A 24,742-nucleotide genomic window follows, 5' to 3' on the forward strand; every position below is an offset into this window, starting at 1 on the left:
GGTGGAGATTGGTGGAAAAATGATGCGCGTCAAACGCTTTCGCGCTATTTTGTTAGGCTGTCTGCTGATCCTCGTTAACACGCCCGTGTCCGCGAAAACCTCGATTGATCAGTTGGGCCGGCAGGTGATGGTGCCTGACCGTCCACAACGCATCGTCGCCTTGGCACCCAGCATTACCGAAATTATTTTTTTCCTGGGGTTGGCCGACCGTCTGGTAGGCGCCACCCAGTTCAGCGATTTCCCTCCGGCCGCAGAAAAATTGCCCAAGGTGGGATCATACGTTCATCTGGATGTTGAGAAGATCGTCGCGCTGGAACCTGATTTATGCATTGCCGTCAAGGACGGCAATCCGATTTCTGTCGTGCATAAGCTTGAATCGATGAATATCCCGGTGTATGCCGTGGATCCACGCAATTTGGGCGCGGTTATGGACACCTTGGTGGAGCTGGGGCAATTGCTGGATGTCGGCGTTCGGGCCGATGCCGTCGTTGCCGATATGGCCGATCGAATCCGGAGGGTACGGCAGCGTGTGGCCTGTGGCGACCACCCCCCGGATGTGTTTTTCCAAATCGGCATCTCCCCGATCGTTTCCGTGGGAACACCCACGTTTATTCACGAGCTGATTGTCATGGGCGGGGGGACGAACCTGGCCCAGGGGCTGACGCCCTACCCGCGCTTTTCCAAGGAGCAGGTGATCGGTTTGCGGCCGGAAGTGATCATTATTACCTCTATGGCTCGCGAGGCCGTGTTCGATCAGGTGAAAGCCGAATGGCAGCAATGGAAGGAGTTGCCGGCGGTTAAAAACGACCGGATCTATCTGGTGGACTCCAATGTGCTCGACCGTGCCTCCCCACGCCTGGTGGAGGGATTGGAACTTTTGGCCCGGCTGATCCATCCGGAATGCTATCGCACTGACTCACCGGAGGCGCAGCCATGACCCCACGGGCGTCATCCCTATTTGTTAAAATGACTGCGGTCTCCCTGGTTCTTTTACTTTTGCTTGTGGCGGTAATGGCCGCCGGCCTGGCCATGGGTTCATCCGGGACCCGCCTCGATTCCATCTGGACTTCGCTGTTTGCAAACGGAACGGGCCACGCCATGGAAGATGCCATTATCTGGCGCATTCGCTTTCCCCGGGTGCTGCTGGCCGCGCTTGTGGGAGCGGCCTTGTCCCTGGGCGGCCTGGTCTTCCAGGCACTGCTTAAAAACCCTTTGGCCGAGCCCTATATTCTTGGCATTTCCGGTGGTGCAGCCATCGGCGCCATTATTGGTATTATTTTGGGGCTGTCCCGTATTCCCGGGGTAAGCTTAACAGCCTTTGCGGGCAGTCTAGTTACACTGGTTTTGATCATTTTCATTTCTTCCGGCAGGGCCGTGGTGGTCAAGGATGCGTTGCTGCTTTCCGGCGTAATGGTCAACGCCTTCTGCACCGCAGTGATCATGTTTCTGCTCTCTATCACCCAGGATAACCGGCTGCACAACATTATCTTCTGGCTGATGGGTGATCTTTCCGCTTCGCAGATTCAACATGTGGGTATGCTCGCCGTTATCCTGCTGCCTTGCTTCATTGCCATATTCATTTACTCCAACCGGATGAATCTGCTTTTGCTGGGCAGTGATATGGCCACCTCCATGGGGGTTCCTGTGCGGCGAGTGACCCTTGTGCTGCTGGTAATCACTTCGCTGATGATCAGTGTCACGGTAAGTCAATGTGGACTGATCGGATTTGTCGGACTGGTCATCCCTCACCTGCTGCGCCTGCTTTGCGGCCCCGATCACCGGATCTTGGTGCCGGGATGTGTCCTTGGCGGTGGGGCTTATATGGTGGTTTGCGATCTTCTGGCTCGCGTGTTGCCACCCCAGGGAGAGATGCCCGGAGGCGTCATCACCGCTATGATCGGTGCGCCGTTGTTCATCTTTTTATTGAGGCGGTCAAAGGGATGAACCCAGCCATTCGCATACACCGACTACACTGCGCCTATCCCCAAACACCTGTATTGCGGGATCTGACCTTTCAGGTGGACCGGGGGGAATTGTTTATCATCATCGGTCCCAATGGATCGGGAAAGACCACCTTGATCAAAGCCCTGGCCGGCTTGTTATCCATTTCCAGTGGAGAGATATTTTTCAAGGAACGGTCGTTGAAACACTATAAGCAAAAGGATTTGGCACGAAACATAGCCTATGTGGCCCAAGCCGACATTGCCGACAGTCCGTTTACCGTCCAGGAGATGGTCCTGATGGGGCGGACTCCCTACCTGGGCATATTGGGGCTGGACAGCAGGGCCGACCTGGAGATCGCCCGGCAGGCTATTGCCTTCACCGGTTTAAGCCACCTGGCCGGCCGTCGTCTCAGCAGTCTCAGTGGTGGCGAGCGTCAGCGGGCCTATATTGCCAGGGCCATCTGCCAACATCCGGAACTGATCCTGCTGGACGAACCGACTGCCGCACTGGATCTGTCTCACCAAATACGCATCATGGACCTTATGGAGAGAATGAAGACAGCCCAAGGCACCTCGGTGGTGATGGTATCCCACGATATCAATCTGGCCGCCATGTATGCCGATCGATTGCTGCTGCTGGTCGACGGCCGCATGGCCGCCTGCGGCCCGCCATCGCAGGTAATCGATGAACGCATTCTTTCCCAAGCCTACGATTGCGGCCTTCTGGTGGACTCCAGCCCTGCAGGTCCCTGGCTGCGGGTGAACTTGATGCGGAACGATCCAGAACAGAATGCCGAAACCTGAGATTGAGGTTAAACTATGATTGCAATTTTTAACAGCGGTGGACCGGTGATGGTTCCGCTGCTCGTTTGCTCCCTGCTTTCGCTGACGGTGATTTTTGAACGGGTAATCTTCTGGACCACGGTAAGCATGCGTGCCAATCAGCGATTGGTCAACGGGGTGATGGAACTATGCCAGGCGGGTGACTGGGAAGGCGTGCGCAAGACAGCCGCGGGTTCAAAAAGTTATGTGATCCGTATTCTCATATCGGGGATTCTGCACCGCGAGTACTCTCTGGTCAAGGCCATGGAAGCAGCGGCAGCGGATGAAATTTCCCGTATGCGGCGTTATATGGGGGTGCTGGACACCATCATTACCGTGGCCCCCCTGTTGGGCATCTTCGGCACCGTTTTAGGCATCATCAGTTCTTTCGATATGCTCGGCAGCGGCATCGACCATCCCGAAGCGGTTACCAAAGGCATTGCCCAGGCCCTGATTACCACGGCTTCCGGTCTGGGTATCGCCATTTTCACGGTGTTTCCCTTCAACTATTTCAACGCCCGCATCGAGCGGGCTGCCCGGTTCATCGAAAAGTACGCGACCAGTCTGGAGATTGTATACGAAAAACTTGCCGACAAAAATGGGTCGGGCCGGGAGAGCAGGCATGAAAGTTGATTTAGGCAGTCAACGCAAAGCACGCATCGACATGCTCCCGCTGATCGATATTGTCTTTCTGCTGCTGGTATTTTTCATCTACGCCATGCTGTCCATGGCCGTCCACCACGCACTGCCGGTGGCCCTCCCTTTATCCACTACCGCACCGCTTGAAAAGCAGGTCAACCTCTCCGTAACCGTCGATCGAAGCGGTACCGTATTCGTCGAGAAAACTCCCGTCGCGCTGGAACAACTGGCCGACACCCTGCGAACCCAAACCGCATCCGCCAAGGAGCCGAGCGTACTGCTGTTTGCCGACAACCAGATTACCTACCAAACCCTTTACCACGTGATCGACCAGATCAAAATGGCGGGGATTGACCGCCTTTCTCTGGAATGTGAGAGGCAGCCGTAGTGGTCATGTTCATAAATACGGTGACGCATCGAGGTGGCCGAGGCGCCTGGACCGCAAGGCGTGAGGAGCGAGAATACCCGTCGTATTTAAGCAACGAGCAACGCAGACGGACCGGGATGCGTCGGTCAGCGAATGCCATCGCATTAAGGAACAAGGCCACTTAGATGCATCGCATGGTGCCAGCTTTTATTTTGGCGGTTTTCATTCACACCCTGCTGTTGACGGCGGACGCGAGCCGGCTCATTCGTCAGGAACCCGTTGTTTCCCATGCCCGATCGCTCACCATGCGGTTGGTTGATCGGGCACCGTATTCCCCACCGCTCATTCGCCCCCTGCCTGCGCCGCCACCGCAGATTCCGGCGGCACCCCCGAAACCGGCCTTGGAAAGGCCAGCCATCAAACCGATACCGGTCGTGAAACCATCCAAACCCCTTGCCAAAAAACCACCGGAAAAACGTTTTCCGCCATTACCACCGGCTCCTATGCCTGCCGTCCCTGAACCCGAACCGGAATCGGCACCCCCGCCGTCCGTTGCCGACCCTGTCCGCACAGCAGCTGACCTGCCTCCGTCGCCCCCGTATTCGGCTAACGCAGTCACCTCCGTGGATCCGGATGCGACACCCGGAGAAAGTTCGTCCGCTGCTTCGGCGGTGGTCATGGCAACGCCGCGATACAGCGACAACCCGCCGCCCGTATACCCTTCGATTGCCCGCAGGCGTGGATACGAAGGTACCGTGGTGCTGGAGGTGTTCGTGGGTGAAGATGGACGGGTAGGGGAGTTGCATATCGCGGAATCCAGCAGTTACCGGCTATTGGACCGATCGGCGGTCAAGGCGGTCGAAGGCTGGCAGTTCGAACCGGGCCGCGAGGATGACAAGGCTGTTGCCATGTGGGTGCGGGTGCCCGTTGATTTCCGCCTGCGATAGGTGGCGAATCAGTTCAATTCCGATAGAAACTGAGAATTTAATTGACTTTGCATGGTGGTCTGTTAAAAGAGAACTCGTAAGGTGCCGCAAGGCTTAATAGGGAACCCTGTGAAAATCGGGGACGGTCCCGCCGCTGTATCCGAGGACGAAATCCGCAGATGCCACTGGCTTGAAACAAGACGGGAAGGCGCGGAGAGTAGGGTGATTCGGAAGTCAGAAGACCTGCCTTGAAATAAGAGCCATGCCCACGGTGATCTGGGTAGATGGCAACCGTCAAGGGTCAAGTAAGCTGGGTGCAGCCCTTCATGCGAGCAGAGGCATGAAGGGCTTTTTTTATACCGGTTAATGCCGCACCCTGGTCCAGAAAGCAAGGGGGATTTCAGGCAGGAATCCTCTTTCGCTTTCGGTGCTTGTTTAGCCCTGAAATAAAAGACTCTAAGATTCCGTTTCAGGACGGACGCAGTTTATTCCTCCGACTGTGTGCAGCGCCGGGTGTCCGGCACCCGCAAGGCCCGGAAGACATCGGATGGTCTTGACAGCACCCGGCGCTTTAATTTCTCATTTCAAAATGGAGTTTCGATGCCTATGCCTGAAATCCACCGGAAAATTGACGACCATTCCCACCCGTTGGATCGGGGCTATGTGCACGTGTATACCGGTAACGGCAAGGGCAAGACGACCGCTGCCCTGGGATTGGCCCTGCGTGCCGCAGGTTCTGGCCTGCAGGTGGCCATTGCCACCTTCATGAAAAACGGTACCGGCGGCGAATTTGGAATGCTGGAACAACTCAAGGCCCGCATCCAGGTACACGATTATGGCAGCGGATGCTTCATCCACGGCAGACCGGCCGGCAGGGAAACCATTCTGGCCCAACGGGGATGCCGCTCCATCGAATGGCTGATGAAAAGCCGACAGTTCGACCTCATGATTCTGGACGAGGCCAACATGGCCGTAGCCTGCGGGCTGCTGAACGTGGAAACTCTGTTGGACTTGATTCGTTCAAAGCCGGCCGAACTGGAGTTAGTCATTACCGGACGCTGCGCCCACCCCGACGTGATCGCCGCCGCCGATCTGGTTACGGAGATGAAGGAAGTCAAGCACTACTATCGAAAAGGTATCCAGGCCAGGCCGGGAATCGATCTGTGAAGGTCTGAAACTGATCCGAGAGCATGAAGACCCGCCTTAACATGAGCCATACCCACGGATGTTGGGAGAAATAGAAGTGCCAAGTAAACAGGGCGCATCCCTTTATGCGAGCAGAGGCATGATGGGTTTTTAATACCGGCGGGAATGGCGATTAAATCGAAAGGAGAAAGTGGGTATGAAATCGGGAACAATTATTTACGTTGCTGGAAATGCACCGGAAGGCTGGACAGAGGATGATGAAGCGCATATCAGAAGCTTTGAATCCAAAGCCGATTTGATTGAGATAATAACCACAGAAACGGGTCACTTCGATATCCCCGATGCCTGGCGGGATCTAATTTCAAGGGGTATGGCACAGATAATATGTAAAATGGCGGTTTTTGGTGAATCTGGCGGAATTGAATTTACGGGGAAACATTTAAAGCTGTGCGGTTAAGCTTTCTCCGAGACGGAATCGGCAACATGGCCTGGGTTGGAGCACCGATTCCAAAAATCTCTGAATCCTTGAACCGAAAATCGATAGTCAGCCTTACGGTTACCCCTCCCAACGACTTGCAGCGGGGAGGGGGCAATCATCGATCGGGAATCGTCTCCAGCGCTTCACGGATGTGCCGGATGAAGATATCGATGATGGACGGGTGTTTGCCCATCCCCTGGGTATCGAATGTGACGGTCAACCCGGCATTCTCGCAGGCATACCTCCATGAATCCTCATCCCCAACAATATCTTCCTGAAGATGGACACCAGCCACCAGCATCAGCGGTACCAAGCGTACCGACCGGGCGCCCGACCGGAGAACATCGTCGATGGTCTCTTTCATCGTCGATGTTCCTTCGATGGTAGCCACATGGACATTGGCACCCGCTGCTTCCAGAATGCGCGCCAGGGTCGGGTAGGCTGTCCAGGCCGGATGGTCCGTACCATGTCCGATCAGTAAGGCAGCCGTCTCGTTTACTGGAACACCGTTTTGAAGAATGGCTGCGGCCGTATCCTCATAATCCTCGGGCGAGGCCAGCAGTGGAAGCCCTATGCTGGTTCGCACGGCGCCATCCCTGACCTCATCCACCAACCGATAGAACTCGTGACCGCAGATCAGATGCATGGACTGCACCACCGCCCATTGATGACCCCCTTTACCCAGTTCGTCCAGGACCAGGCGGGGATTTCTCATGTTGGTGTTGCTGTGTTTTTTCATATGGGCTCGAACCATCCGGGAGGTATAGGCCCACTTCACCGGATGTCCGGGGAACGCCGCTTTAACGGCTGCATCGATATGGCTGTAGGTGTCCATGGCCCGCGAGGTGGTGCCGAATGCGGCCAGTACGATGGGTGTTTTTTCGCTCATGAAAACATTCCGAGAACCGTTGGATCGTTGGCAATGAATGGTTTTGTCGCTTGAATGGGGTGTGTGGTTGAAATAGCTTTAAGAGGAAGCATTCCTTTACTCCTGACAGCTATCAGCCGGCAGCCCATCAGCTATCCTAAAACGTCAGATTCAAACCCGAAATAAACCGGACCCCTTCGTCGGGATAACCGAAATGAGTCTCATAGTCGGTATCCAGCAGATTTTCGATGGTCACGAACCATTCGGTGGCCACGGTCTTAATCGTAAAAGGATAAATGGCCTTGAGGTCTACGGTGACATAGTCGTCGATCCGCTGTTGTTCATTGTTTTGCGCCTCGCTGTACTGCTCGGAGACATAGCGCACCGTCGTCTCCAGACGGGTGGACGAGGGCCTCAGGGTATAGAGCAGGGAGAGCTTCAGTTTGACCCGGGGTGTGTAAGGCAGTTCATTCCCGGTTTCTGAAACCTGGGAGTCCTGCGCGATGGCATTGACATCCAACGTCAGTCCGCTTTCCGTCAGGTATTTGAACGTGGCCTCCGCACCGTGGCGCCAGGAGCGATCCGCGTTGGCCGGCCGGTAGATCAGGTCGGTGCCGCGCAGATAGACGATGGGGTCCCGGGTGTCGGACCGAAACAGGGAGACCTGGATCAGGTGGTCCTTGTCCTGGCGGTATTCTATTCCGGCGTCATAGGACCAGATCTTCTCCTCATCGAGGTCCGGGTTGCCCCGCGCCTGATCGATACTGCCATGACTCGGCTGGTAGAGCTGCCCGAAGGTGGGAATGGTCACCGTGTATCCTGCGTTGACCTTGGCCTGCCAATGCGTGGCCAGCCCATAACTCAGGCCGGCGTTGACGCCGGGACTGAAGTCAAAATCACTGGTGTGGTCCTCGCGTAGGCCGACCGTAGCGGTGAAGGCGTTCCAGCGTCGGTCCGCCTGGGCGCCGAATCCCGCCGTGGCTCGGTGGTGAACGCCTGACAGGGTGTGGTCGACATCGTCGCGTTCAAAAATGCCGTTGAGACGAAGTGCCCAGAGATCGTTTTCATCACACCAGTTATGTTCACCTTTGATCCCCCATTTTACATCATCCAGGGTGGAGGTGAGTCCGGACTGGGATTCATCCGTCAGGTCGATCATGTCGCCATACAGGTTCAATGCATAGTCGCCCCCATCGCCCAACAAACCGCTTAGCCGGCTGTCCACGGAGGCTTTGCGGTAGGCTTGGCGGGCATCGGGTGTGGGGTTGTCCACCGGACCCGCGGAGCCGTATTCCGATGCATAGTAGCGGCCGTCGAGTTCCACCCGTCGCTCGCCGGCCAGTTGCCTGTCCCAGTGAAGGGAAAAATTTCCGCTGTCCCTGTCGCTGTTGGTGCGTTTCCCGTCGCGGTGGTTGCCGGACGCCGTAGCCATGACAGCCCCTGAGTCAAGGTTCGCCCGGTGGCTGACACTTCCTTCGGCAAGCCCATAGGAACCGCCGGCGGCACGCACCCGGGTCACATGCGCTTTATCTTCCTGGTTTTTACCGGTTTCATCCCGGGTGACGATGCTGATGGCCCCGTCGCTGGCCCCGGGTCCCAACCATACGGGCACCGGCGGTTTAAATACGGTGATGGATTTGACAATATCGACGGGAATAGTGGACAGATCCGCACCACCGTACTGGCTGCTGTTCAGGGGCCGGCCATTGAGCAGCACCAGGACGTTGCCGGACTTCCCCGATCCGCGAATGGAGATGCGCGAACCGACCCCCGCACTTTGCTTCACGTCCACTCCGGCCATGGTGCCCAAGGCTTCTTCCACGCTGAGCATGTTGCGCTGCCGGATCTCCTCCTGCCCCAGGACAACCACCTGTCCGGGATGGTTTTGTACGTACGCGTCGATTCGTTCGGCGGTCACCACGACGGCATCCAGAACAACCGGTGACGCGGTTCCATGTCCTTGCCCGTGGTCCGACTGCCCGTATACGGCGCAATGGCCTAACAACAGCAGGGTTATCCCCAACATCCGGGCCACCCTCATTGCATACCGCCTGTTCCACACGTCTGTTTCAAATCGAGAAGTATTCTTTTCGCCAATGCGTTGCCGGTAAATTCCAGTCATTTTCACCCGAAATCGTTGTGAGTGTTAATAATGCCTTATTCGCCATTCAATGGTGGACGTTCTATTGTTTTTTATGCTTCCCCTTATCACTCTTCATCGATACACCCGTAAAAATGGCATCCAGCGCCTTGGCCAGGGGTACGGGCATATCCGTATCGGTAAAATAACGGTTCAACGCCGCCACCGGCCGGCCGGCAATCCGCTCGGCCACATCCCTGCACCAGGCTTCATACAATTCGAGGTCGTTGACTGTTCCCCGGCCGCTGCCGTCAGCGATGGCCATGGCAGATTCGAGGAAACCGGCATAGGCCGGGTCCAGCAGAACCGACTCGACGGCACCGGCAAACCTGTTTTTTTCTCTCCTGCAATCGCAATTGGCCTCGTCAACCAGTTGAAAGGGACTCAGATGGCGATCGATCAGCCGCTGAAAGACGTTGCGTCGGGGGGCGATGCCGTTCTGTTTGAGAATCGCCTCACAAACCCCCGCATAGGCCGTGCGGGCGATCAACTCCCCCATTTTGCAGTGCCCCCCGGCGTTGTCGACAATCGGTCCGTCGCCCTGGACGACGATGATGTTATCGGTTCCCGTACCCGTGGCCGCCGAACTTAGCGGTTGATACGAGCTGCGGATGTCCAGATCCTGCAGGGCTGCGCTTTTGCCTTCGGTGGCCGAGATGATCGCCCGGGTCATGGCTCGGGGCGTCAGGTGCATGTTGGTGAGAAAAATCATGTTGATGGTTCCCGGCTCGTAGTAGTTGCCCACGTCCCGGGACATTCGAACGGCATTTCCCCTTACCCCTGCCGTTACGAGACCATAGACGGTCATGGCTTTGAAGGTTTCCTTTTTTACGGCCAGATTGTCCATATCAGCTCCGGTGAAGAGAAACGCCGTGCTGGCTTTCTCCTTGCCGATTACCGGGTAAATCTCTTTGAAAAGAGCGTCCAATCCCGCCATGGGGGTCAGTGCCCAGCATGGCGGGGGCGAGTAGTGGTTGCCCACCGTCAGCACCCCATTGCGCCCGCCCTCAAGGGTGGAGACGATGCTGCGCGGCGATGTAAAATCGACGATCAGGCTTTTGTTGGCGAAATCGTGAATGGTGCTGGTGGCGACAGCTGCCGCGCGTACATAGTCCAGGTCAATGGAAACCGGCCGGCGGTCGATTATCTGGCGAGGCAGCACATCCCCTTCGGCATTGGAGAACGATTCCGTATAGATTAACGAAGCCAGCCAGCTGACGAAATCACCCAGGTGGGCACCGGCCCGGCAGGTCAATTCGCAGGGCAAGGTGTAAAATCGATGATTCTTGACGGCATCGACGCAGTCCCATCCGTCCTGCTCCGCAATACCTTCGGACGCCTGGCGATCCCCGCCGCAGCCATAGAGAACCTGGGGATTGAATTGATTCCACTCCTGTCGGGTCACTGGCACCACGCTGCCGGTCTTGCCGAAGTCGGGAGGAATGCCCCCGGCGGCTCGGATCATCTCGTTCTGGAAGGAATCGCTTCCCGGGGTCATGATCGCACTACGCCCCATCAGGCGCATGACCCGTTTACGCTGCGCCGGTGGAATGGTGGCCACTTTGCGGGCGATCAGATCGAGCTGGCGCCGGTTTTTCTCCACCAGTTCCCCGGCCGCTGCCTGACGTCCGAAAAGAGCACCCAACAGCTGTATATGCCGAAAGGCATCGTCCATCCGACGGGTATTGAGCACCAGCACCGGAACGCCGACACTGATCGCTGCGATCCGCTCCGAATGAAAGGATGAGGTGATCACCAGATCCGGATCAAGGGCCATGATCCGATCGACAGACGGTGAAAAGAATCCGCCAACCAGGGGTTTTTCGGCGGCACCGCAAAGGTCGCTGCTATGATGGGTGATACCGGCCAAGGCATCGCCGGCATCGATGGCGAAAATTATTTCCGCGGCTGACGGTACCAGACAGACCACCTTTCGAGGCACCGCCTCGAAATGGAGGGTGTTGCCGGCATCGTCGGTCACATGGATGCTTTGCGCCCACGCAAGCGGGTACAGAAAAAGCCAGCAGACCATTGTCAATAGCAACAATCGTTTACCGCACCATCCGTTTTTCATCCAAATATTCTCCACAGTCGCTTGATCGTTCATCGCTCATGCCCGTTTTCGTCCGGCACATACACCATCGACCCATTCTCCAGCCGGTAGGCCACCCCTAAGCGGTTGCCCATGCCCTTGGCCGTTTCCCGGGTCACTCGGGTGGCTTCTATTTTCTTGCCTTTCTTGGTGATGATCTCCATCTCTCCCGAAGCCTTTTGCTTCATGATGGTCATCTCCGATGTCTGGTCGAACAGGTCTTGGAGGCGGTAGGCGCTGAACAGCGTCATCAGCAGTCCTACGATAAAAACCAGGCCGATGTCGAACAGGTTGGCCACTCCGGTCATGGGATCGTCGTCCCGAAACGCCGGATCGCCGAACGCCCTGGCGGCACTACTGGTTCGCCGCTGCTTTAAGTATTTCATACCCGCTCCGTTTTTCGTCGCTCATCAGCATTTCAGTGGCCAGTTCCATGTTTTTGATGTCTTCTTCGATCCAGCGCCGGCGAACCGTGTAAAGAAAAAAGGCCATGGTTCCAATGGCCAGTCCAACCACGGTGGTTGTGAAGGCAATCACCAGATCCGTTGTCAGCCGGGTCATGTCTCCCTGCCCAAGCGCGGCCAGTCCGGTACCCATGGGAATCAGGGTGCCGATCAAGCCCAATGAAGGTGCCGCGCGCACCAGAATTCTCAGCCGATCCATGGATTTCCAAAGCTTCAGTGTGGTCTCCTGCAACAGATTCTCGATATTTATTTCAGCGGACGCTTCCGACCGTCGGGCGTGTTGCAGCGTCCGGACATAATGGTTCACCCGGTGGGTAACCGATGCCGACGGCTGGCCGTTTTTAAGCAGCACCGGAAGCTCCTGTGGGGAGCAAGGCTTCAGCCGCACCCGCTCCAGCCACTCGGCAAAAAACGATCCTGCGTAGACGATGACCACCAGGGTCAACGCCACCAACAGCAACAATACCGGATAGAGCAAGGAAGAGGAGATGAGATAGATAACGGTTTTGAGCAGTGCACCCAGGTCAATCATGTGAGGCTCCTTATTTTCCTGGTGGTAAAAACGTAGCCAGCTGTAAAAACAGCGGCGGTGAAGATGACCAACAGAACCGTCTGGATGCCAGCCCGGGGCGGTTCCCCCGCATCGTAGCAGGCCAGGCGATACACCTTGTCCAGACCGGCAAACTGGGGCATGACGTTCACCGAAACAATAAAATAGGCCGCCATCAGCAACATGACGCAGCCCAGAAACATGTCGGGTGCCATGCCCGACAGGTTGCCATATCGGTAAACCACGCCTGACGCGGTCAGGCTGATCAGCACGAAGACAAGGTACAGCATGGCTGTCACCCGCAACGGATGCTCCGGGAAACAGGTGATCAAAAAGCCGGTCGACAGCAGGATCACCGTAATGCACACCGGGCAGGGCAGCACCAGCATCAACCAGCCACGGCTTGATGACCGGGAAGTGGTTTTCTGTTTGAGCAGCACGATCCCCCAGCCCATCATCAGGCCGGCCATGATCAGGTGCACGAGCATGCCGGACTGAATAAAGGTCTGGACGGCAGTCAGGTGACGCACCGGATCCACGCGGGGCAGGATTACGGCGGCAACGGCGAAGACCAGCGCATAGACGATGGCAAAAAGGGTGAATCCGAGGGCGACGGCTCGTTTACTCCGCTGCCGCCACACCACATAGGCGATTCCCACGCCGCTTTTGACGGCGAAAATGCCGATGCCGAACAACACGCCCAGAATGAGACTTTTGTACAGCATGTCTATTTTCTCCGTTTCAGGCCCCAGAAAAACAACCCCAGCACCAACAGGACGAACAACGAAGCCATCCATTGAACGCCCGATGAATTCAGGTCGGTGGTCTGGTCAGGGGTATCCATATCCTGCATCTTATACCCCTCGACCGGCTCGGCCTCCGCCGGGCTGTCTGTCTGAGCCGCAACGGCTTTATCTTCAGGGGCATTTGGTTCAGCCGTCGATTTTCTGTTGCCCGGACTTTCCTTCAATTTCTCCAGTAGATCGTTTCTCTCAAGGGTTTGCGTTTCCAGGGATGCTGCGGCCATCTTTTCGATGGCCAGCTTGAATTGTTCAACCATTTCCGGCGACAGAACGCCCGGCAGGGAAATGATGCTGACCACCATCTGGTTAAGCATCGGGTTGTTGCAGGTGTGGTCGCAGCAGGCCACGCCCTTCTCCACCACATTGACGGCGTATTCGGCGGCCAGTTTTTGTTTGACCGTTTCGTCGGCCGACCAGTACCCTTTTCTCACCGCTTCCAGCATGCGCGCGGTCATGGACTGGTAAGCCCAGGGGTTGTGGGTATTGAAAAAGCGCTCGAGGTCCTGACCGTACTTATCTTCCACATACACTTCATAGACTTGCTGCCACTTAGCTGCATCCACCGCGTCGCGTACGGTTACCTGCCAGCCCCACAGGTTCTCGGCAAAATCAGCCATCTGGCGGGCACCCCCGTAGTTTTCCCTTTTCATCCCCTCGATCCACTGGGGGTTGAGATAACGGGTACGCAGCTCCCGGCCGATGGTCTTGGCCACATCTTCGACCATGACTTCGTCTTTTCGGCGATGCAGGGTCACCAAGGTGTCCGGGGCTTCGCCCCGGACATTTTTGACGGCCAGAGACATGCCACCCAGGTACATGAAAAAATCATCGGTATCGATGATGCCGATGACATTGCTGGAGCGAGAGTGCACCGCAATGTCCACCCCCCGCAAGTTTTCCGCAAATGCCGCTTTGACGGGAACGGCCCATTGACCCTGCCCCACGGCAAACTGGGTACGATTCAGGTAGACGTTGCTGACGGCGTCGTCGGCGTCCCACAACCCCGACGCGCCGACCATCTCTTCCACGCCGTTGCCATAGGAACCGGGCGTTTCGGTAAAAATCCGGAAACGCGACTGCACCTCGGCCTCCCTTTCGGCCATGCCCGAAGCCATCAGCGTATCCTTGATGGTCGCCTGGTTGCCGGCGAGGAAATTTTCTATATCGGTTTGGGCCATGGCTTTCTGGACCGCCTCGTCCAGGAAGATCAGCTTGTCGGGGAACATGTCCCGGTAGAGCCCGGACGGATTGATCAGCACATCGATGCGCGGCCGGCCCAATTGCGTCCCGGGAATCGCCCGGCTGCCGATCACCCGTTCGGTGGCATCCCAGACCGGTTCGACGCCGATAAGGGTGAGAATCGTGCTCTCGTTCACTCCCTCGTTGCGGGTGGTCTCCGTGGCCCAGAGCACCACGCCGACCTTCTGCGGATAGGTCCCCTCTTTTTTCAGTTTCTCCCGGATCATCTTTTCGGCGGCGCGCTTGCCCACCTCCCAGGCCGCCTTGGAGGGCACCTTGGCCGGCGAGAAGCCGTAAAAATTCCTGCCCGTGGGTATTGCCGCCAGGTTGCGCAGGGGATCGTTCCCCTCCCCGGCCGGCACGTATGCCCCGTTCAAGGCGCTAATCAGGTTATCCATCTCCTGAACAGGCGAGCGATTCAGCGCCTTGGTCACCCGGGTTTTGTCCACGGTGGGGTTCTGGTTCATGATCAACCGAACGGTCTCTTCCGCCGCCTCCGTTTCGTAGGGTCTGCCGAAAGTGTGCAGGCCATAGGGCAGGGAGTTGGTGTCGATCTCGTGCAGGTAGAGATGGATCTTTTCCATGGCCTCCAGGTTCATTTCGGTGATCGCCAAATCCTTGGCAATACCGGTCTCCTTTATGATCTCGCTGATCTGCCGCATATATTCGGGCGCCGTTTCGCTGCCGCCGGCGGCGGTGATTTCATACTTGTGAAACAACTCGTGGAGCCGGGCGTACTCGTGGTAGAGGTCGGCTTCCTTCATGGGCGGAGTGAGGTGGTCGATGATCACCCCCCGGCCCCGGCGCTTGGCCTGGATGCCCTCGCCCACGTCGTCGACGATATAGGGATAGATGTTGGGGATGTCGCCGGTCATGACTTCCGGCGGATCGGAAGGATGCAGGCCAGCCTGCTTGCCGGGCAGCCACTCGTAGGTGGCGTGGGTCCCCAGGTGGATCATGGCGTCAGCCTTGAAATTTTCGGAAAGCCAGAGATAGGCAGCGATGTACTGATGATGGGGATAAAGGGTCGTGTCATGGTAGAGCTTCATGGGGTCGTCGGTCCATCCCCTGGCTGGCTCGGGGAGCAGCACCACATTGCCCAGCTTGACCATGGGAAACACCAGCCGACCGTCCCTGGTCATGATCGTGCAGGCCTCCGGTGGGCCCCACTGATCGAGAACGGGCTTTTTGAATTTCTCGGGCAGGCGCTCGAACCACGTTTGGTATTCCGCCAGGGAAACCGTCTCGGCTTCGCCGGCGGCCAGCAGGGCATCCAGTTCTCCGGGCGCCCACGAACCGATGTTTCTGCCGCCGCTGAGAATCAGGTCCTGCAGTTTCTGCTCGGTCAGCTTCTCCGGCCCCTGGACGGAATACCCTTCTTTTTTCATGCGTGCCAAAATGAATTGCAGACTGCGGAAAACGTTCAGGTAGGCGGCGGCGATGTTCTGTTTCCCCTGGCTGTGGTTGTAGTAGATGATGGCGACTTTCTTTTCCGAGTTGGCCATTCGTTGTAATGCGACCCATTTTTTCAGCCGCGGGATGAGAAAATCGATGGCTTCCTGGATGGTTTCGTACACAAACAGATGCCGTCCGGTTTCCCCGTCGACGATCTCCTGCTTGCCTGCCAGCACCGTCGGCTCGATGGCGCCGGAAAACTCGGGGGTGGCCACAGCCCAGACCGTTTCCATGGGACCCAGTCCCACTTCGCTTTGTCGCCACTTTGCAATGGTTTCGCCGTAGGGCCGGATGACATTGAAAACGGGCACATCCAACGCCATCAGCGTCGATCGGATTTCATCGTTGATGCCCGAGGAGAATTTCATGCTGAAGGTTAGCAGCAGATCCACCGGCGATCTGCCGGAAATCGGTTTCAGATACCGGTCGAAAATCAGTCCCACCGGACCGAAACAGGGAAGCACATTGAAGCCGGCCGCCTCCAGTTGCCGGATCAGGGTATCGGCCGCCTCCACCTGCCCCTCCTTTAAGGTGGTGCCGTAGAACATAATGCCCACGCGCGGATTTTTTGGATCATGGCCTGTGCGACCGGCATCCCAGGTATCGAAGGCGTGTAGGTCCTGAAAATTGATCTGTGCGGCCGGATGGTGAATACAAACATCGGGAACCTTTTCCAGTGCATTAAAGGAGACCGAGGCATCCATGTGCCGCTGCACGGCCATGCGGACCATGCTGATCAGGTTGGCGACGCTGCGATGATGATAGTAATCGATAACCGCATCATCGAACAGGTACTCCTTTTGGGCCAGGGCTTCGGGGTCCCCGGCCCGGTTGAGGGCGTATACGTGGCGACCGCTCATGAGACCTTTATCGACCATGTAGTTGGCCAGCTCCGGCATCATCACATTGACGAAGACCACCGTCGAACCGGCAATGAAGTCCCTGGCCCCTGGGTCGGTGCCAAGATCGGCAAAGGTGAAGAAGCGGGTTTCAATGGATACGGGGAGGTCCAGTTGCTTGACGGCCTGGTGAACCTGGTAGCTGTTGATATCGACTTCAAGGATCGCCACCCTATCGGCCTTGGCCGATAACGGCAGCAGGATGAGAATGCCGGAAGCCACGATGAGAAAAACAGTCTGCATTCCTGGTCGAAAACATCTCATTGCATTATTCCCATATTTATTGTCATACGGTCCTCACGCCCTACTTTGAGGAAGAGGGTGTTATCCGAACAGGTTCCCTTTGCTCCAAAGGGTGAGGACCGGGGTGAGAGAGAATCATCAGACTCCGATCGGTCCATTTGCAGCGGCGTCTCCCTCATCGCTCAGCCCTCAACCCTCAGCCTTCAGCTCTCAATACGTGTATTTCAGCCCCAGATAAAAACTTCGACCCGGCATGGGATAGCCTTGGATGGTTGCATAGTCTTCGTCGAAAAGATTGCGGATATCCGCCTTGATGGAAACATCACCGTGTTTTTCAAACGCGAAGAGGGTCTTGGAAATCGTCAGGTCGGCAACCGTGTAGCTGCCAAGGGTCGTTTCACCGGTGCCTTCATAGTCGGTGATGTCCTGTTTGGAGGTGTGCGTGATGTTCAGGCGGGATACGAATCCGATGTCACGGTTGGCCAGCCGCAGACCACAGGATGTCGTCCATTCGGGCGTATACTGAAGGTCTTCGTCGGCCTCCTCATTCCAGTATTTCATAAGCTGGGTAAAGGTAGCGTATGGCGCCAGCTCATAGGTCCAGTCGAACAATGCCCCGATATCGAAGTCCAGTGTGCCCTCGATGCCGGCGATGGTCGCACCCTCAACATTCTTGTATCGGGTCAGGTTATCGGCAGCGTCATAGGTATACGCGATTTTATCCGTGAAGTCGGTATAAAAATAGGTCACGCCGGCGGAGAAACTGCGCCTGGAAAATTCCATTCCGATTTCATAGGTCTGGCTGGTCTCCGGAGCCAGGTCGGGGTTTCCCGTCCAGATGCCCCATATGGGACCGTAGTCATTGTACATGAACAGTTGATCGGGGGTCGGCATTTTGAAGGCTTCGGCGTAGTTGGCACGGACCCGCCACGCCGGCGTGATCTTATAGACTACCCCCAGGCTGGTGGACCAGTTGGTCTCATCGATCCTCCGGTTCTGATCGCTTTCGATGGAATACCAGTCATGACGCCCGCCCAAGGACAGGATCAGCTTCTCGTCAAGCAATTTTGCCTTGACCAGGAGAAATGCCGCCGGGCTGTCATAGGTGTTTTCCCCGGTCGAATAGGTATTCGTGATCTCATAATTGAGCCAATCGAATCCGGCGGTCACATCGACATGGGTCCACTTGCCCGTCAATTGGGCCTGTGCCCCCCGTTGATCCGTTTCCCGAAAGTAGGACGGCGTGTCCCCGTAAAATTCGGGATCATAGGTTTCGTACTCTTCCTTGCCGTCAAAATAGCGCAGTTTCCAGAGGAATGCCCCATCGTCTGTCTGGCCGTCATAAACGGCATCGACAGAGTGCAGGTCATGGTTCCCATAATCATCCAGATCGTTCTGGCTCAGATAGCCAGGATTGCCGATGCCGTCCCCCTGATAGTCGGTGTAGGTCAGCCCGACACGCTGGTTGGTCATAAACGTCCAACCCGCGTTCATGCTGACCCTATCTTTGGCATCAAAGCCGGTATTATGGTAGGTGTCTCCCTGGGCGGTGTCGTAATCGTCTTGGGACTCCGTCGAGGCACTGAGTGAAAAATCCAACGCCTTGAATTGCCCCGAAGCGCCGGCACCGGTTTTATGGTAGCCCCAGCTGCCCAGCGTCCCCTCCGCGAACAGGGTGGGTTTCCCACTGCCTTTTTTGGTGATGACATTGACGACGCCTCCCGCCGCCGAGGCGCCGTACTGGACGGATCCCGGCCCGTGGATGATTTCCACGCGCTCGATGTTGTCGACATTGATTTTGGTGAGGTCTCCGGTTCCGGATCGGCGTCCATCGATCAGGATCAACACATAACCGTTCAGTTCTTCGCCGTAGGTGTCGGTGCTGAAGCCGCGAATCTTCGTCGTTCCCAACGAATTGATATATTCCCGGATCATAAATCCCTGCTGGGCGAGCACGTCCCCCAGATCATGGGCCGACGATTCCTTAATCTGCTCTTCGGTTACCACGGTGATGTTCGTGGCCACATCGGTTTTCTTTTCCTCCACCCTTCCCGCGGTGACCACCACCGTCTCAAGCAACGGTACATTTTCTCCGCTATTTTCGACGACCTCGCCTGCCCATGCCGCAACTGACAGCAACATCCATCCCATGACAATCCAACGAACGCCCCATTGTTTCATCACCCAGCTCCTTCCTGAAGTATAAAGATGGCGGTTCGTCCGGAGAAAAAAAATCCCCGGACCGATAAACGCTTCGATCCGGGGATGTCCCATTTTTATCCGCGGCAATCTGTTACGAGCCGGACACGGTCCACGCGTTCGCGACTCATTCATCTCAGGCAGGTCTTCTGACTCACGGATCATCCTACCGGCCGTAACCTTCCCGACAGTCAACGACCGTCAGTGGTGTTTTTACGGCTTTCGTCCCCGATTACAGCGGCGGGCCCGTCCCCGATTTGCACGGGGTTCCCTTAAAAGCTCATTTTGAGCACCTGAGCGAATCGGCCTATTCATATCGGACTTGTATTTTTTGTCAAGGCATTTTGGAAAAAACTGCTAAATCAGACACCCGCGGCATACCATTGTCCCCTGCATCATCTCCAGCTTGGATGCCATGGTGGGTTCACCGCAGCGGCTACAGGGTGTGGACGGCTCGATGCGGGCCTTGTCCGGCATGCCGGCGGTCACCGGCGTCATGCTGAACAGGTCTTCGGCGCGGGTGCCCAGCACCTCGACGGTCCGCTGCATACCCAATGCTTTCAGTTCGGCCTTTTCCGCATCCGTAATGCTGCCATCGCGTGTTTTCCTGAACAGGTCGATCTGCCGTTCGTTGACCCGGAAAGTGTCAGGCTTCATAGCCAGGCGCACCCCCTGGCCGGTGCGTCGGTTGAAAAAGGTAAAGCCCATCTTACCGTAGTCCCGATAAATGAGGTTGCCTTTGCCGAAAGTGCAGCCGGTGAGAACCTGGACGGCATCCACGCAGCAGGCGTCGGTTTCCACGATGGCCACCAATTCCTCGTCCAGGGCACGCTTTTCCCGCAGCCATGCCAGCCCGGCCGTGGCCGCGACGTAACCGATGGCCAGACCGCCGCACACGTGGCCGTGAAAGGCCTCGCAGCGTTTGAAGTTATCGCTTTCCATGATCTGTTGCGCATTCATTTGAATCCTCCTTGATTGGCGTGTGCAACCGGTTTCGTTCGAGGCGCAGAGGCCATCGAGGAACCTTTTTTGTTCACTTCCGAAAGGGTGTGAATGGTATCAGTCGGATTCCATCTCCCGGTGAATCTGCTCCATCCAGGCAGGCATGCTGAGATTTTCCACCTGAAGGTAGCTTTTGGAATAGGGCTTCACATCGATGATGGGGCTGCCGTCCATCGCTTCGAAGCCTCTGACCTGGAGTACATTATTGATTCTGGCCACCAGCGGCACCGCGGATACCAGCACCGGATTGGGCCGGGCCGGGCTGCAGGTGGCAAAAATTCCCTGCCTGGGAAGGTCTTTGCGTCCCATGGGATGGACTTTTCTCAACTTGCGCCGCTCTGGATCGATCAGGTGGGGCCAGTAGAGAACCAGGATGTGCGAAAAACCTTCTATCCCGTCAAGAAGTTCTTCCCATTGGGAGTCGATGACCAACTCGCACACGGATGCTTTCACCTGGCGGTGGTATGCCTTGATTCTATCTATGCGTTCGGCAAGTGACAGGTCCGATTCGTCGGCGGTCAGCATGGGGGTTTTGATGTCGCTCCGAACCACGCCGACGGGATTGAGCTGCATGGGTGAAATTTTTGTCATTTCGTTTTCCTTTTCATTAAATTTCAAGTGGGACGGTCAACAGGGTCGTAAAGGGTTCGCCAACATAGTCGCTCGTTTTTCCCGCCCGACTGTCATCTATGGCATTGATCGGCGAAACATGCGCTTCGTCAAATAGATTGCTGAATTCCAGCGAAATTTTCAAGGTATCAATGAAGGGAAGATTCTTCTCCGAGAAGCCGATTTTCAGATCAGCCACCCAATAATCATTCATTGTATCCGTATTTTTCTTTTTTATTACAGGCGTATATCGAAGAAAAAGGAGGTGCGGCTTCAAACAGGCTGCATTTTTCTTGCGGACATGTGTAACCTTGATTCCAAATCAACCGACTTTTTTCATATCATGATGAATGACTAATTCTTGGGGCAAAGGACGAAATTGACCGGGTTCCAGGGGACCGGCCGCTCATGTCTACCCATTTCGCCGAAAGCGGAAACCCAAAGGCTTTTTACACAGACAGGGGGGCTGTCCCCGGAAGCCTTAACGCTGAATAAGGAGAATATTATGAAACATCGCGCCCCGCTGTTCCTAATTTCATTGTTTTTTTTCACTGCGACCTCCCTCCACGCTGAATCCCTGCTAAATTGTGGAAATGGAGGTTCTGCATCTTTGGGGGATTTAAAACAGGAAGTGCGTTTGTCATGTGGTGAACCGGAAAGTATAGAAATTATAGGCTATATTGACAAAATTCAAGATGCAGAACGAATTAGGGTAATGAAAATCGAAGAATGGATTTATTCAGTACCGTATTACGGAAAACGATATTATTACAGTCTGGTATTCGAAGGAAACCAGTTGGCTGAAATTAAAAATGCCGGCAGTCAATAGGTAACCGTGCCATCCAACCCGTCCAGGTGACGGCCAGGGCCTGGTGGTGAGCGAGGACATTCGGGGGACGTTATCAAATATGCCGGCATGGGACTGAAGGGAACGTTGGCAAACGCCCCATTCCGTTTGCCAGACCGATCATATCTCTGCTATTTTAGAAAAATGGCAAGACAACCGTGTCCTGTTCCGATAATCCCGGAGGATCTGTTGTGGCGAATGCAGAATTAGTGTTGGACAGACTGATGGAGGAGATGCGCAACAAGGGCAGCCTGCCGGCCCTGAGCGAGACGGTCCTTGAAATATCCCGGCTGGCCAAGAAGCACGATTCCAGCGCCCTCGACCTGGCGGCTGTCATCATGCGAGACTGCGGACTGGCCAGCAACCTGATGGCCACCGTCAATTCCGCCTATTACGCCCCCCGGTTTCCCGTTAAAACCATTTCCGCCGCGGTGACCTACCTGGGGTTTGACAAGGTCTATCTGCTCTCGCTGGGGTTGGGCCTGTTCCGGCACACCATGGAAACCCTGCAAAAGCGAAAGCTGTTGAAGCTGTATGCCATTTCCTATTTTTCCGGCATACTCGCCATGTCCCTGGCCAAAGCTTGCCGCCACACCAACCCCGAGGAAATATTCATCGCCGGACTGCTCTACCGGCTGCCGGGCATGAGTCTGGCAAACACCTTTCCAGACCAGTTCCACGAAATGGAAATACGGGTCAACGAAAAGGGCATGACCGTCAACCAGGCCTGCCTCGATGTGTTTCAGGTGCGGTATGACGACATCTGTGATGCCGTGCTGGCGTTTTACCATCTGCCCGAGGATGTGGAACGCATCATCCGGAAACCAACGGCTTCGGATGACCCGCTGAGCTTATTGGTGGAAGAATCCGCCGCCATGGCGGCCATGATGTTTGGGGATCAACCTGGCGGGAAAAACGCCCTTCGGAAATCCGAAAAAAGGATCAGCAAGATTTTGGACGCCCCCAAATTCTCTATTCCCGATCTGATCCGGCAGACCTTTGAAACCGATGAAAATGTGAAATACTTTTTCAATCTGAGCGCCGAGGACGTGGAGGTGATGGTCAACATTCTGGAATGGGGTAAGGCCAATCCGATGGAGATCGTTACCCATATGGGCTTCGGTGCCGCTCTCGACTGTTCAGCGCCGGTTGATACGCCGGAGATGCTGATCGGTCACTTCCTTACCGAGCTGGCGCTGTGCCGAAGACGCGGTGGCGAGTTAAACCAACTGTTGATGCTGGCCCAGGAGGCACTTTTCCGATGCCTGCCGGACAGCGAGATCTTCATCGCTTTTTTAAGTGCGGATAAAAGGCTGTTGCAGGGCCGCTTTTATGTGGGCAGCACGATTCATATCCATGCACAGGATTTTTCCGTTCCCTTGAACAAGTCCGATTCCGCTATTGTTGAATGCCTCCAGTCCCTGTCTTCCTTTCATTGGCAGGCCGGTAAACTGGGATTGGGGTTGCCCTATACGCCCTTTGGGCAAATGCCCTTTCGTCACGCCTATATGTCTCCCCTGTTGGTTCGTAATCAGGCTATCGGACTCTGTTTTGCCGGTCGACTGAAAGGGGAGGGATTCAATGAGAGGGAATGTGTCTGGATCGACCAGATCGTGGATCATATTGCAGATGCGTTTGCTTCCATCCGGGAATGATTTTGACAGCCGGGTTTGGCCAGGTGATGCCAACCTTTTCAGCGTCGCCGAACGGTTGTCCTCGCCTGAAGAAATTCGGCGACTGAGGAAGCATTACCCAATCAGACAATCTGCCACCAGCTCCCACAGGTATTTCACGCTCAGATCTTCCATCCCGTAGGCTTTTTTGATGCTATTGATCTGGCCGTGGCAGCTGTGGCACGGCAATACCAGCATCCGGGCCCCCGTTGCCCGGATCTGTTCCATTTTGCGGCGGCCATAGAAGATCCGTTCATCGTTGTATCCCGTGGTCAGCGCGCCGCCGCCGCCGCCGCAACAGGTCTGGTGCAGACGGTTGGGATGCAGATCCACCCAATCCTCAAGGCACTGGTCCATGATCCATCGGGGCTCCTGAAAATAGCCGTGGCCGAACCGTTTTTGAGCCCGTCTTCCATAATTGCAGGGGTCGTGGTAGGTGGCCCTTACATCGAATCGCCGTTGGTCCAGACGAATGCGCCCGCTTTTGATATACTCAATCAGCAGGTCAAACACCGTAACCGTTTTAAACTCCTCCAGGGCTTCGGGATACCATTTTTGCAGACCATACCTGGTCGCCAGATAGGCGTGCCCTCATTCGGGCCACAGCAGCGTATCGACCTCCAGTCGGCGCATGTTCTCCACAATGCGGCCGGTCATGATTTTTATGGCTTCGTCATCCCCGGTAAAATAGCCCCAGCTGGTTCCTTCCCAGTTGTCCGACGCCACGGTCCAGTCTTCCCCGGCAGCATGAAAGATTTTCCACCACGGCTTGAGGTCTTCGGTGTGGGTGTTCACCAGTTTATTGTGAACCGTGGTGAGCAATCGTGCACCTTTTTTATCGATGGGCACGCTGAATCCTTCGAAGCCAGGTTCTCCGGCAACTTCTTCGGCTACATCTTCCAGGATGAAGATAAAGTCTTCCTTGGGCAGAGAGAGATTGTTGCCGGTTTCAAGGGCGGCGGTGAGGCCTTTGTACAAAATTCCCGGAATCTGCCGGCCCTGGCGCAGGGATCGGATGCGCCGGGTGATATCGGCGATGTCGATACCCATGGGGCAAATCTGCTCACACTTGCCGCACATGGTGCAGATCCAGGGCCAGCGGGATTGGACCACCTGGTCCACCATGCCCAGAGAGACCATGCGCACCATTTTGCGGGGATCATAATCATCCACCCCGGCCACCGGACAGGCGCTGGCGCACATGGCGCATGTCAGGCAGACATCCTGTTCATAGGACCAGTCTTTGCAGCAGGCTGAATTCAATGCTTCCAGACGGTCCGGTCGATCGTTGGCCATGGCGGTCTTCCTTTGATGATGGTTCAGTAGTCGATTAAAAAG

The 24,742-nt window shown here is 56.0% G+C and carries 23 protein-coding genes and 2 riboswitches; of the genes, 10 read left to right on the top strand and 13 right to left on the bottom strand.

The features are described 5' to 3' along the window. The first annotated feature begins 19 nt into the window (after positions 1-19). The 8 genes from ACHZBS_RS15050 to ACHZBS_RS15085 all read left to right on the top strand — a co-directional run bounded on the left by ACHZBS_RS15050 (position 20) and on the right by ACHZBS_RS15085 (position 6,300). Positions 20-937 carry a cobalamin-binding protein gene (locus tag ACHZBS_RS15050; protein ID WP_319407338.1) on the top strand — a complete coding sequence of 306 codons (918 nt, stop codon included), beginning with the start codon at positions 20-22 and terminating at the stop codon, positions 935-937. Beyond that, positions 934-1,944, top strand: a complete 1,011-nt coding sequence (locus ACHZBS_RS15055; RefSeq protein ID WP_319407339.1) for an iron ABC transporter permease — start codon at positions 934-936, stop codon at positions 1,942-1,944. Before ACHZBS_RS15050 ends, ACHZBS_RS15055 begins: the two co-directional genes overlap by 4 nt. Beyond that, complete coding sequence (locus ACHZBS_RS15060; RefSeq protein WP_319407340.1) at positions 1,941-2,747, top strand: ABC transporter ATP-binding protein; 807 nt, start codon at positions 1,941-1,943, stop codon at positions 2,745-2,747. Before ACHZBS_RS15055 ends, ACHZBS_RS15060 begins: the two co-directional genes overlap by 4 nt. Before the next feature lie 15 nt (positions 2,748-2,762). Then, positions 2,763-3,398, top strand: coding sequence for a MotA/TolQ/ExbB proton channel family protein (locus ACHZBS_RS15065; RefSeq protein ID WP_319407341.1), 636 nt, complete (start codon positions 2,763-2,765; stop codon positions 3,396-3,398). After that, the gene (locus ACHZBS_RS15070; RefSeq protein ID WP_319407342.1) at positions 3,388-3,792 is read left to right on the top strand and encodes a biopolymer transporter ExbD; all 405 of its coding nucleotides are present in this window, start codon (positions 3,388-3,390) and stop codon (positions 3,790-3,792) included. The genes ACHZBS_RS15065 and ACHZBS_RS15070 overlap by 11 nt, the downstream gene beginning before the upstream one ends. Before the next feature lie 173 nt (positions 3,793-3,965). Beyond that, positions 3,966-4,718 carry a TonB family protein gene (locus tag ACHZBS_RS15075; RefSeq protein ID WP_319407343.1) on the top strand — a complete coding sequence of 251 codons (753 nt, stop codon included), beginning with the start codon at positions 3,966-3,968 and terminating at the stop codon, positions 4,716-4,718. 62 nt (positions 4,719-4,780) lie between these two features. Beyond that, a riboswitch (cobalamin riboswitch) is annotated at positions 4,781-4,963 on the top strand. A gap of 334 nt (positions 4,964-5,297) precedes the next feature. Next, complete coding sequence (locus tag ACHZBS_RS15080; RefSeq protein WP_319407344.1) at positions 5,298-5,864, top strand: cob(I)yrinic acid a,c-diamide adenosyltransferase; 567 nt, start codon at positions 5,298-5,300, stop codon at positions 5,862-5,864. A 175-nt stretch (positions 5,865-6,039) separates the two neighbouring features. Then, the gene (locus ACHZBS_RS15085) at positions 6,040-6,300 is read left to right on the top strand and encodes a hypothetical protein (RefSeq protein WP_319407345.1); all 261 of its coding nucleotides are present in this window, start codon (positions 6,040-6,042) and stop codon (positions 6,298-6,300) included. A gap of 136 nt (positions 6,301-6,436) precedes the next feature. Here the strand turns inward: ACHZBS_RS15085 and ACHZBS_RS15090 are convergent, their stop codons facing one another. From ACHZBS_RS15090 to ACHZBS_RS15140, 11 genes are all read right to left on the bottom strand, one after another. Next, positions 6,437-7,210, bottom strand: a complete 774-nt coding sequence (locus ACHZBS_RS15090; RefSeq protein WP_319407346.1) for a sirohydrochlorin cobaltochelatase — start codon at positions 7,208-7,210, stop codon at positions 6,437-6,439. Between the two features lie 136 nt (positions 7,211-7,346). Then, positions 7,347-9,215 (bottom strand): TonB-dependent receptor, encoded by a 1,869-nt coding sequence (locus tag ACHZBS_RS15095; RefSeq protein ID WP_319407347.1) that lies wholly within the window; start codon positions 9,213-9,215, stop codon positions 7,347-7,349. Between the two features lie 157 nt (positions 9,216-9,372). After that, positions 9,373-11,403, bottom strand: a complete 2,031-nt coding sequence (locus tag ACHZBS_RS15100) for an adenosylcobinamide amidohydrolase (protein ID WP_319407348.1) — start codon at positions 11,401-11,403, stop codon at positions 9,373-9,375. 29 nt (positions 11,404-11,432) lie between these two features. Continuing rightward, positions 11,433-11,807, bottom strand: a complete 375-nt coding sequence (locus ACHZBS_RS15105; protein WP_319407349.1) for a DUF2149 domain-containing protein — start codon at positions 11,805-11,807, stop codon at positions 11,433-11,435. After that, positions 11,776-12,417 carry a MotA/TolQ/ExbB proton channel family protein gene (locus ACHZBS_RS15110; protein WP_319407350.1) on the bottom strand — a complete coding sequence of 214 codons (642 nt, stop codon included), beginning with the start codon at positions 12,415-12,417 and terminating at the stop codon, positions 11,776-11,778. Before ACHZBS_RS15110 ends, ACHZBS_RS15105 begins: the two co-directional genes overlap by 32 nt. Then, entirely contained in the window at positions 12,414-13,160 is a 747-nt protein-coding gene (locus ACHZBS_RS15115; protein ID WP_319407351.1) for a DUF2162 domain-containing protein, read from the bottom strand. Before ACHZBS_RS15115 ends, ACHZBS_RS15110 begins: the two co-directional genes overlap by 4 nt. Positions 13,161-13,162: 2 nt before the next feature. Next, positions 13,163-17,095 (bottom strand): cobaltochelatase subunit CobN, encoded by a 3,933-nt coding sequence (locus tag ACHZBS_RS15120; RefSeq protein WP_319407352.1) that lies wholly within the window; start codon positions 17,093-17,095, stop codon positions 13,163-13,165. 189 nt (positions 17,096-17,284) lie between these two features. Further along, complete coding sequence (locus tag ACHZBS_RS15125; protein WP_319407353.1) at positions 17,285-19,255, bottom strand: TonB-dependent receptor; 1,971 nt, start codon at positions 19,253-19,255, stop codon at positions 17,285-17,287. Between the two features lie 139 nt (positions 19,256-19,394). Next, positions 19,395-19,585, bottom strand: a riboswitch (cobalamin riboswitch). A 45-nt stretch (positions 19,586-19,630) separates the two neighbouring features. Then, on the bottom strand, positions 19,631-20,233 hold the full coding sequence (locus ACHZBS_RS15130) for an FmdE family protein (protein WP_319407354.1): 603 nt from the start codon (positions 20,231-20,233) through the stop codon (positions 19,631-19,633). A gap of 99 nt (positions 20,234-20,332) precedes the next feature. Further along, positions 20,333-20,866, bottom strand: coding sequence for a tRNA (N6-threonylcarbamoyladenosine(37)-N6)-methyltransferase TrmO (gene tsaA / locus ACHZBS_RS15135; protein ID WP_319407355.1), 534 nt, complete (start codon positions 20,864-20,866; stop codon positions 20,333-20,335). Positions 20,867-20,882: 16 nt separating this feature from the next. Continuing rightward, entirely contained in the window at positions 20,883-21,083 is a 201-nt protein-coding gene (locus tag ACHZBS_RS15140) for a hypothetical protein (RefSeq protein ID WP_319407356.1), read from the bottom strand. A gap of 306 nt (positions 21,084-21,389) precedes the next feature. Between ACHZBS_RS15140 and ACHZBS_RS15145 the strand changes: the two genes are divergently transcribed. Together ACHZBS_RS15145 and ACHZBS_RS15150 are read left to right on the top strand one after the other, a co-directional pair. Then, positions 21,390-21,713, top strand: coding sequence for a DUF2845 domain-containing protein (locus ACHZBS_RS15145; RefSeq protein ID WP_319407357.1), 324 nt, complete (start codon positions 21,390-21,392; stop codon positions 21,711-21,713). A 209-nt stretch (positions 21,714-21,922) separates the two neighbouring features. Continuing rightward, positions 21,923-23,386, top strand: coding sequence for an HDOD domain-containing protein (locus ACHZBS_RS15150; RefSeq protein WP_319407358.1), 1,464 nt, complete (start codon positions 21,923-21,925; stop codon positions 23,384-23,386). A 93-nt stretch (positions 23,387-23,479) separates the two neighbouring features. Here the strand turns inward: ACHZBS_RS15150 and ACHZBS_RS15155 are convergent, their stop codons facing one another. Continuing rightward, entirely contained in the window at positions 23,480-23,917 is a 438-nt protein-coding gene (locus ACHZBS_RS15155; protein WP_319407359.1) for a heterodisulfide reductase-related iron-sulfur binding cluster, read from the bottom strand. A 78-nt stretch (positions 23,918-23,995) separates the two neighbouring features. Next, entirely contained in the window at positions 23,996-24,700 is a 705-nt protein-coding gene (locus tag ACHZBS_RS15160) for a 4Fe-4S dicluster domain-containing protein (RefSeq protein ID WP_319407360.1), read from the bottom strand. Positions 24,701-24,742: the final 42 nt, after the last annotated feature.

Source organism: uncultured Desulfosarcina sp., assembly GCF_963664155.2.
GTDB lineage: Bacteria > Desulfobacterota > Desulfobacteria > Desulfobacterales > Desulfosarcinaceae > Desulfosarcina.

Excerpts from the sequence above, each read along its gene's own strand:
- ACHZBS_RS15090 (WP_319407346.1), bottom strand. The coding sequence starts at position 7,210 with ATGAGCGAAAAAACACCCATCGTACTGGCCGCATTCGGCACCACCTCG.
- ACHZBS_RS15125 (WP_319407353.1), bottom strand. The coding sequence starts at position 19,255 with ATGAAACAATGGGGCGTTCGTTGGATTGTCATGGGATGGATGTTGCTG.
- ACHZBS_RS15085 (WP_319407345.1), top strand. The coding sequence starts at position 6,040 with ATGAAATCGGGAACAATTATTTACGTTGCTGGAAATGCACCGGAAGGC.
- tsaA (WP_319407355.1), bottom strand. The coding sequence starts at position 20,866 with ATGACAAAAATTTCACCCATGCAGCTCAATCCCGTCGGCGTGGTTCGG.
- ACHZBS_RS15105 (WP_319407349.1), bottom strand. The coding sequence starts at position 11,807 with ATGAAATACTTAAAGCAGCGGCGAACCAGTAGTGCCGCCAGGGCGTTC.
- ACHZBS_RS15060 (WP_319407340.1), top strand. The coding sequence starts at position 1,941 with ATGAACCCAGCCATTCGCATACACCGACTACACTGCGCCTATCCCCAA.
- ACHZBS_RS15100 (WP_319407348.1), bottom strand. The coding sequence starts at position 11,403 with ATGAAAAACGGATGGTGCGGTAAACGATTGTTGCTATTGACAATGGTC.
- ACHZBS_RS15095 (WP_319407347.1), bottom strand. The coding sequence starts at position 9,215 with ATGTTGGGGATAACCCTGCTGTTGTTAGGCCATTGCGCCGTATACGGG.
- ACHZBS_RS15110 (WP_319407350.1), bottom strand. The coding sequence starts at position 12,417 with ATGATTGACCTGGGTGCACTGCTCAAAACCGTTATCTATCTCATCTCC.
- ACHZBS_RS15080 (WP_319407344.1), top strand. The coding sequence starts at position 5,298 with ATGCCTATGCCTGAAATCCACCGGAAAATTGACGACCATTCCCACCCG.
- ACHZBS_RS15145 (WP_319407357.1), top strand. The coding sequence starts at position 21,390 with ATGAAACATCGCGCCCCGCTGTTCCTAATTTCATTGTTTTTTTTCACT.
- ACHZBS_RS15160 (WP_319407360.1), bottom strand. The coding sequence starts at position 24,700 with ATGGCCAACGATCGACCGGACCGTCTGGAAGCATTGAATTCAGCCTGC.
- ACHZBS_RS15075 (WP_319407343.1), top strand. The coding sequence starts at position 3,966 with ATGGTGCCAGCTTTTATTTTGGCGGTTTTCATTCACACCCTGCTGTTG.
- ACHZBS_RS15070 (WP_319407342.1), top strand. The coding sequence starts at position 3,388 with ATGAAAGTTGATTTAGGCAGTCAACGCAAAGCACGCATCGACATGCTC.
- ACHZBS_RS15130 (WP_319407354.1), bottom strand. The coding sequence starts at position 20,233 with ATGAATGCGCAACAGATCATGGAAAGCGATAACTTCAAACGCTGCGAG.
- ACHZBS_RS15050 (WP_319407338.1), top strand. The coding sequence starts at position 20 with ATGATGCGCGTCAAACGCTTTCGCGCTATTTTGTTAGGCTGTCTGCTG.
- ACHZBS_RS15115 (WP_319407351.1), bottom strand. The coding sequence starts at position 13,160 with ATGCTGTACAAAAGTCTCATTCTGGGCGTGTTGTTCGGCATCGGCATT.
- ACHZBS_RS15120 (WP_319407352.1), bottom strand. The coding sequence starts at position 17,095 with ATGAGATGTTTTCGACCAGGAATGCAGACTGTTTTTCTCATCGTGGCT.
- ACHZBS_RS15065 (WP_319407341.1), top strand. The coding sequence starts at position 2,763 with ATGATTGCAATTTTTAACAGCGGTGGACCGGTGATGGTTCCGCTGCTC.
- ACHZBS_RS15055 (WP_319407339.1), top strand. The coding sequence starts at position 934 with ATGACCCCACGGGCGTCATCCCTATTTGTTAAAATGACTGCGGTCTCC.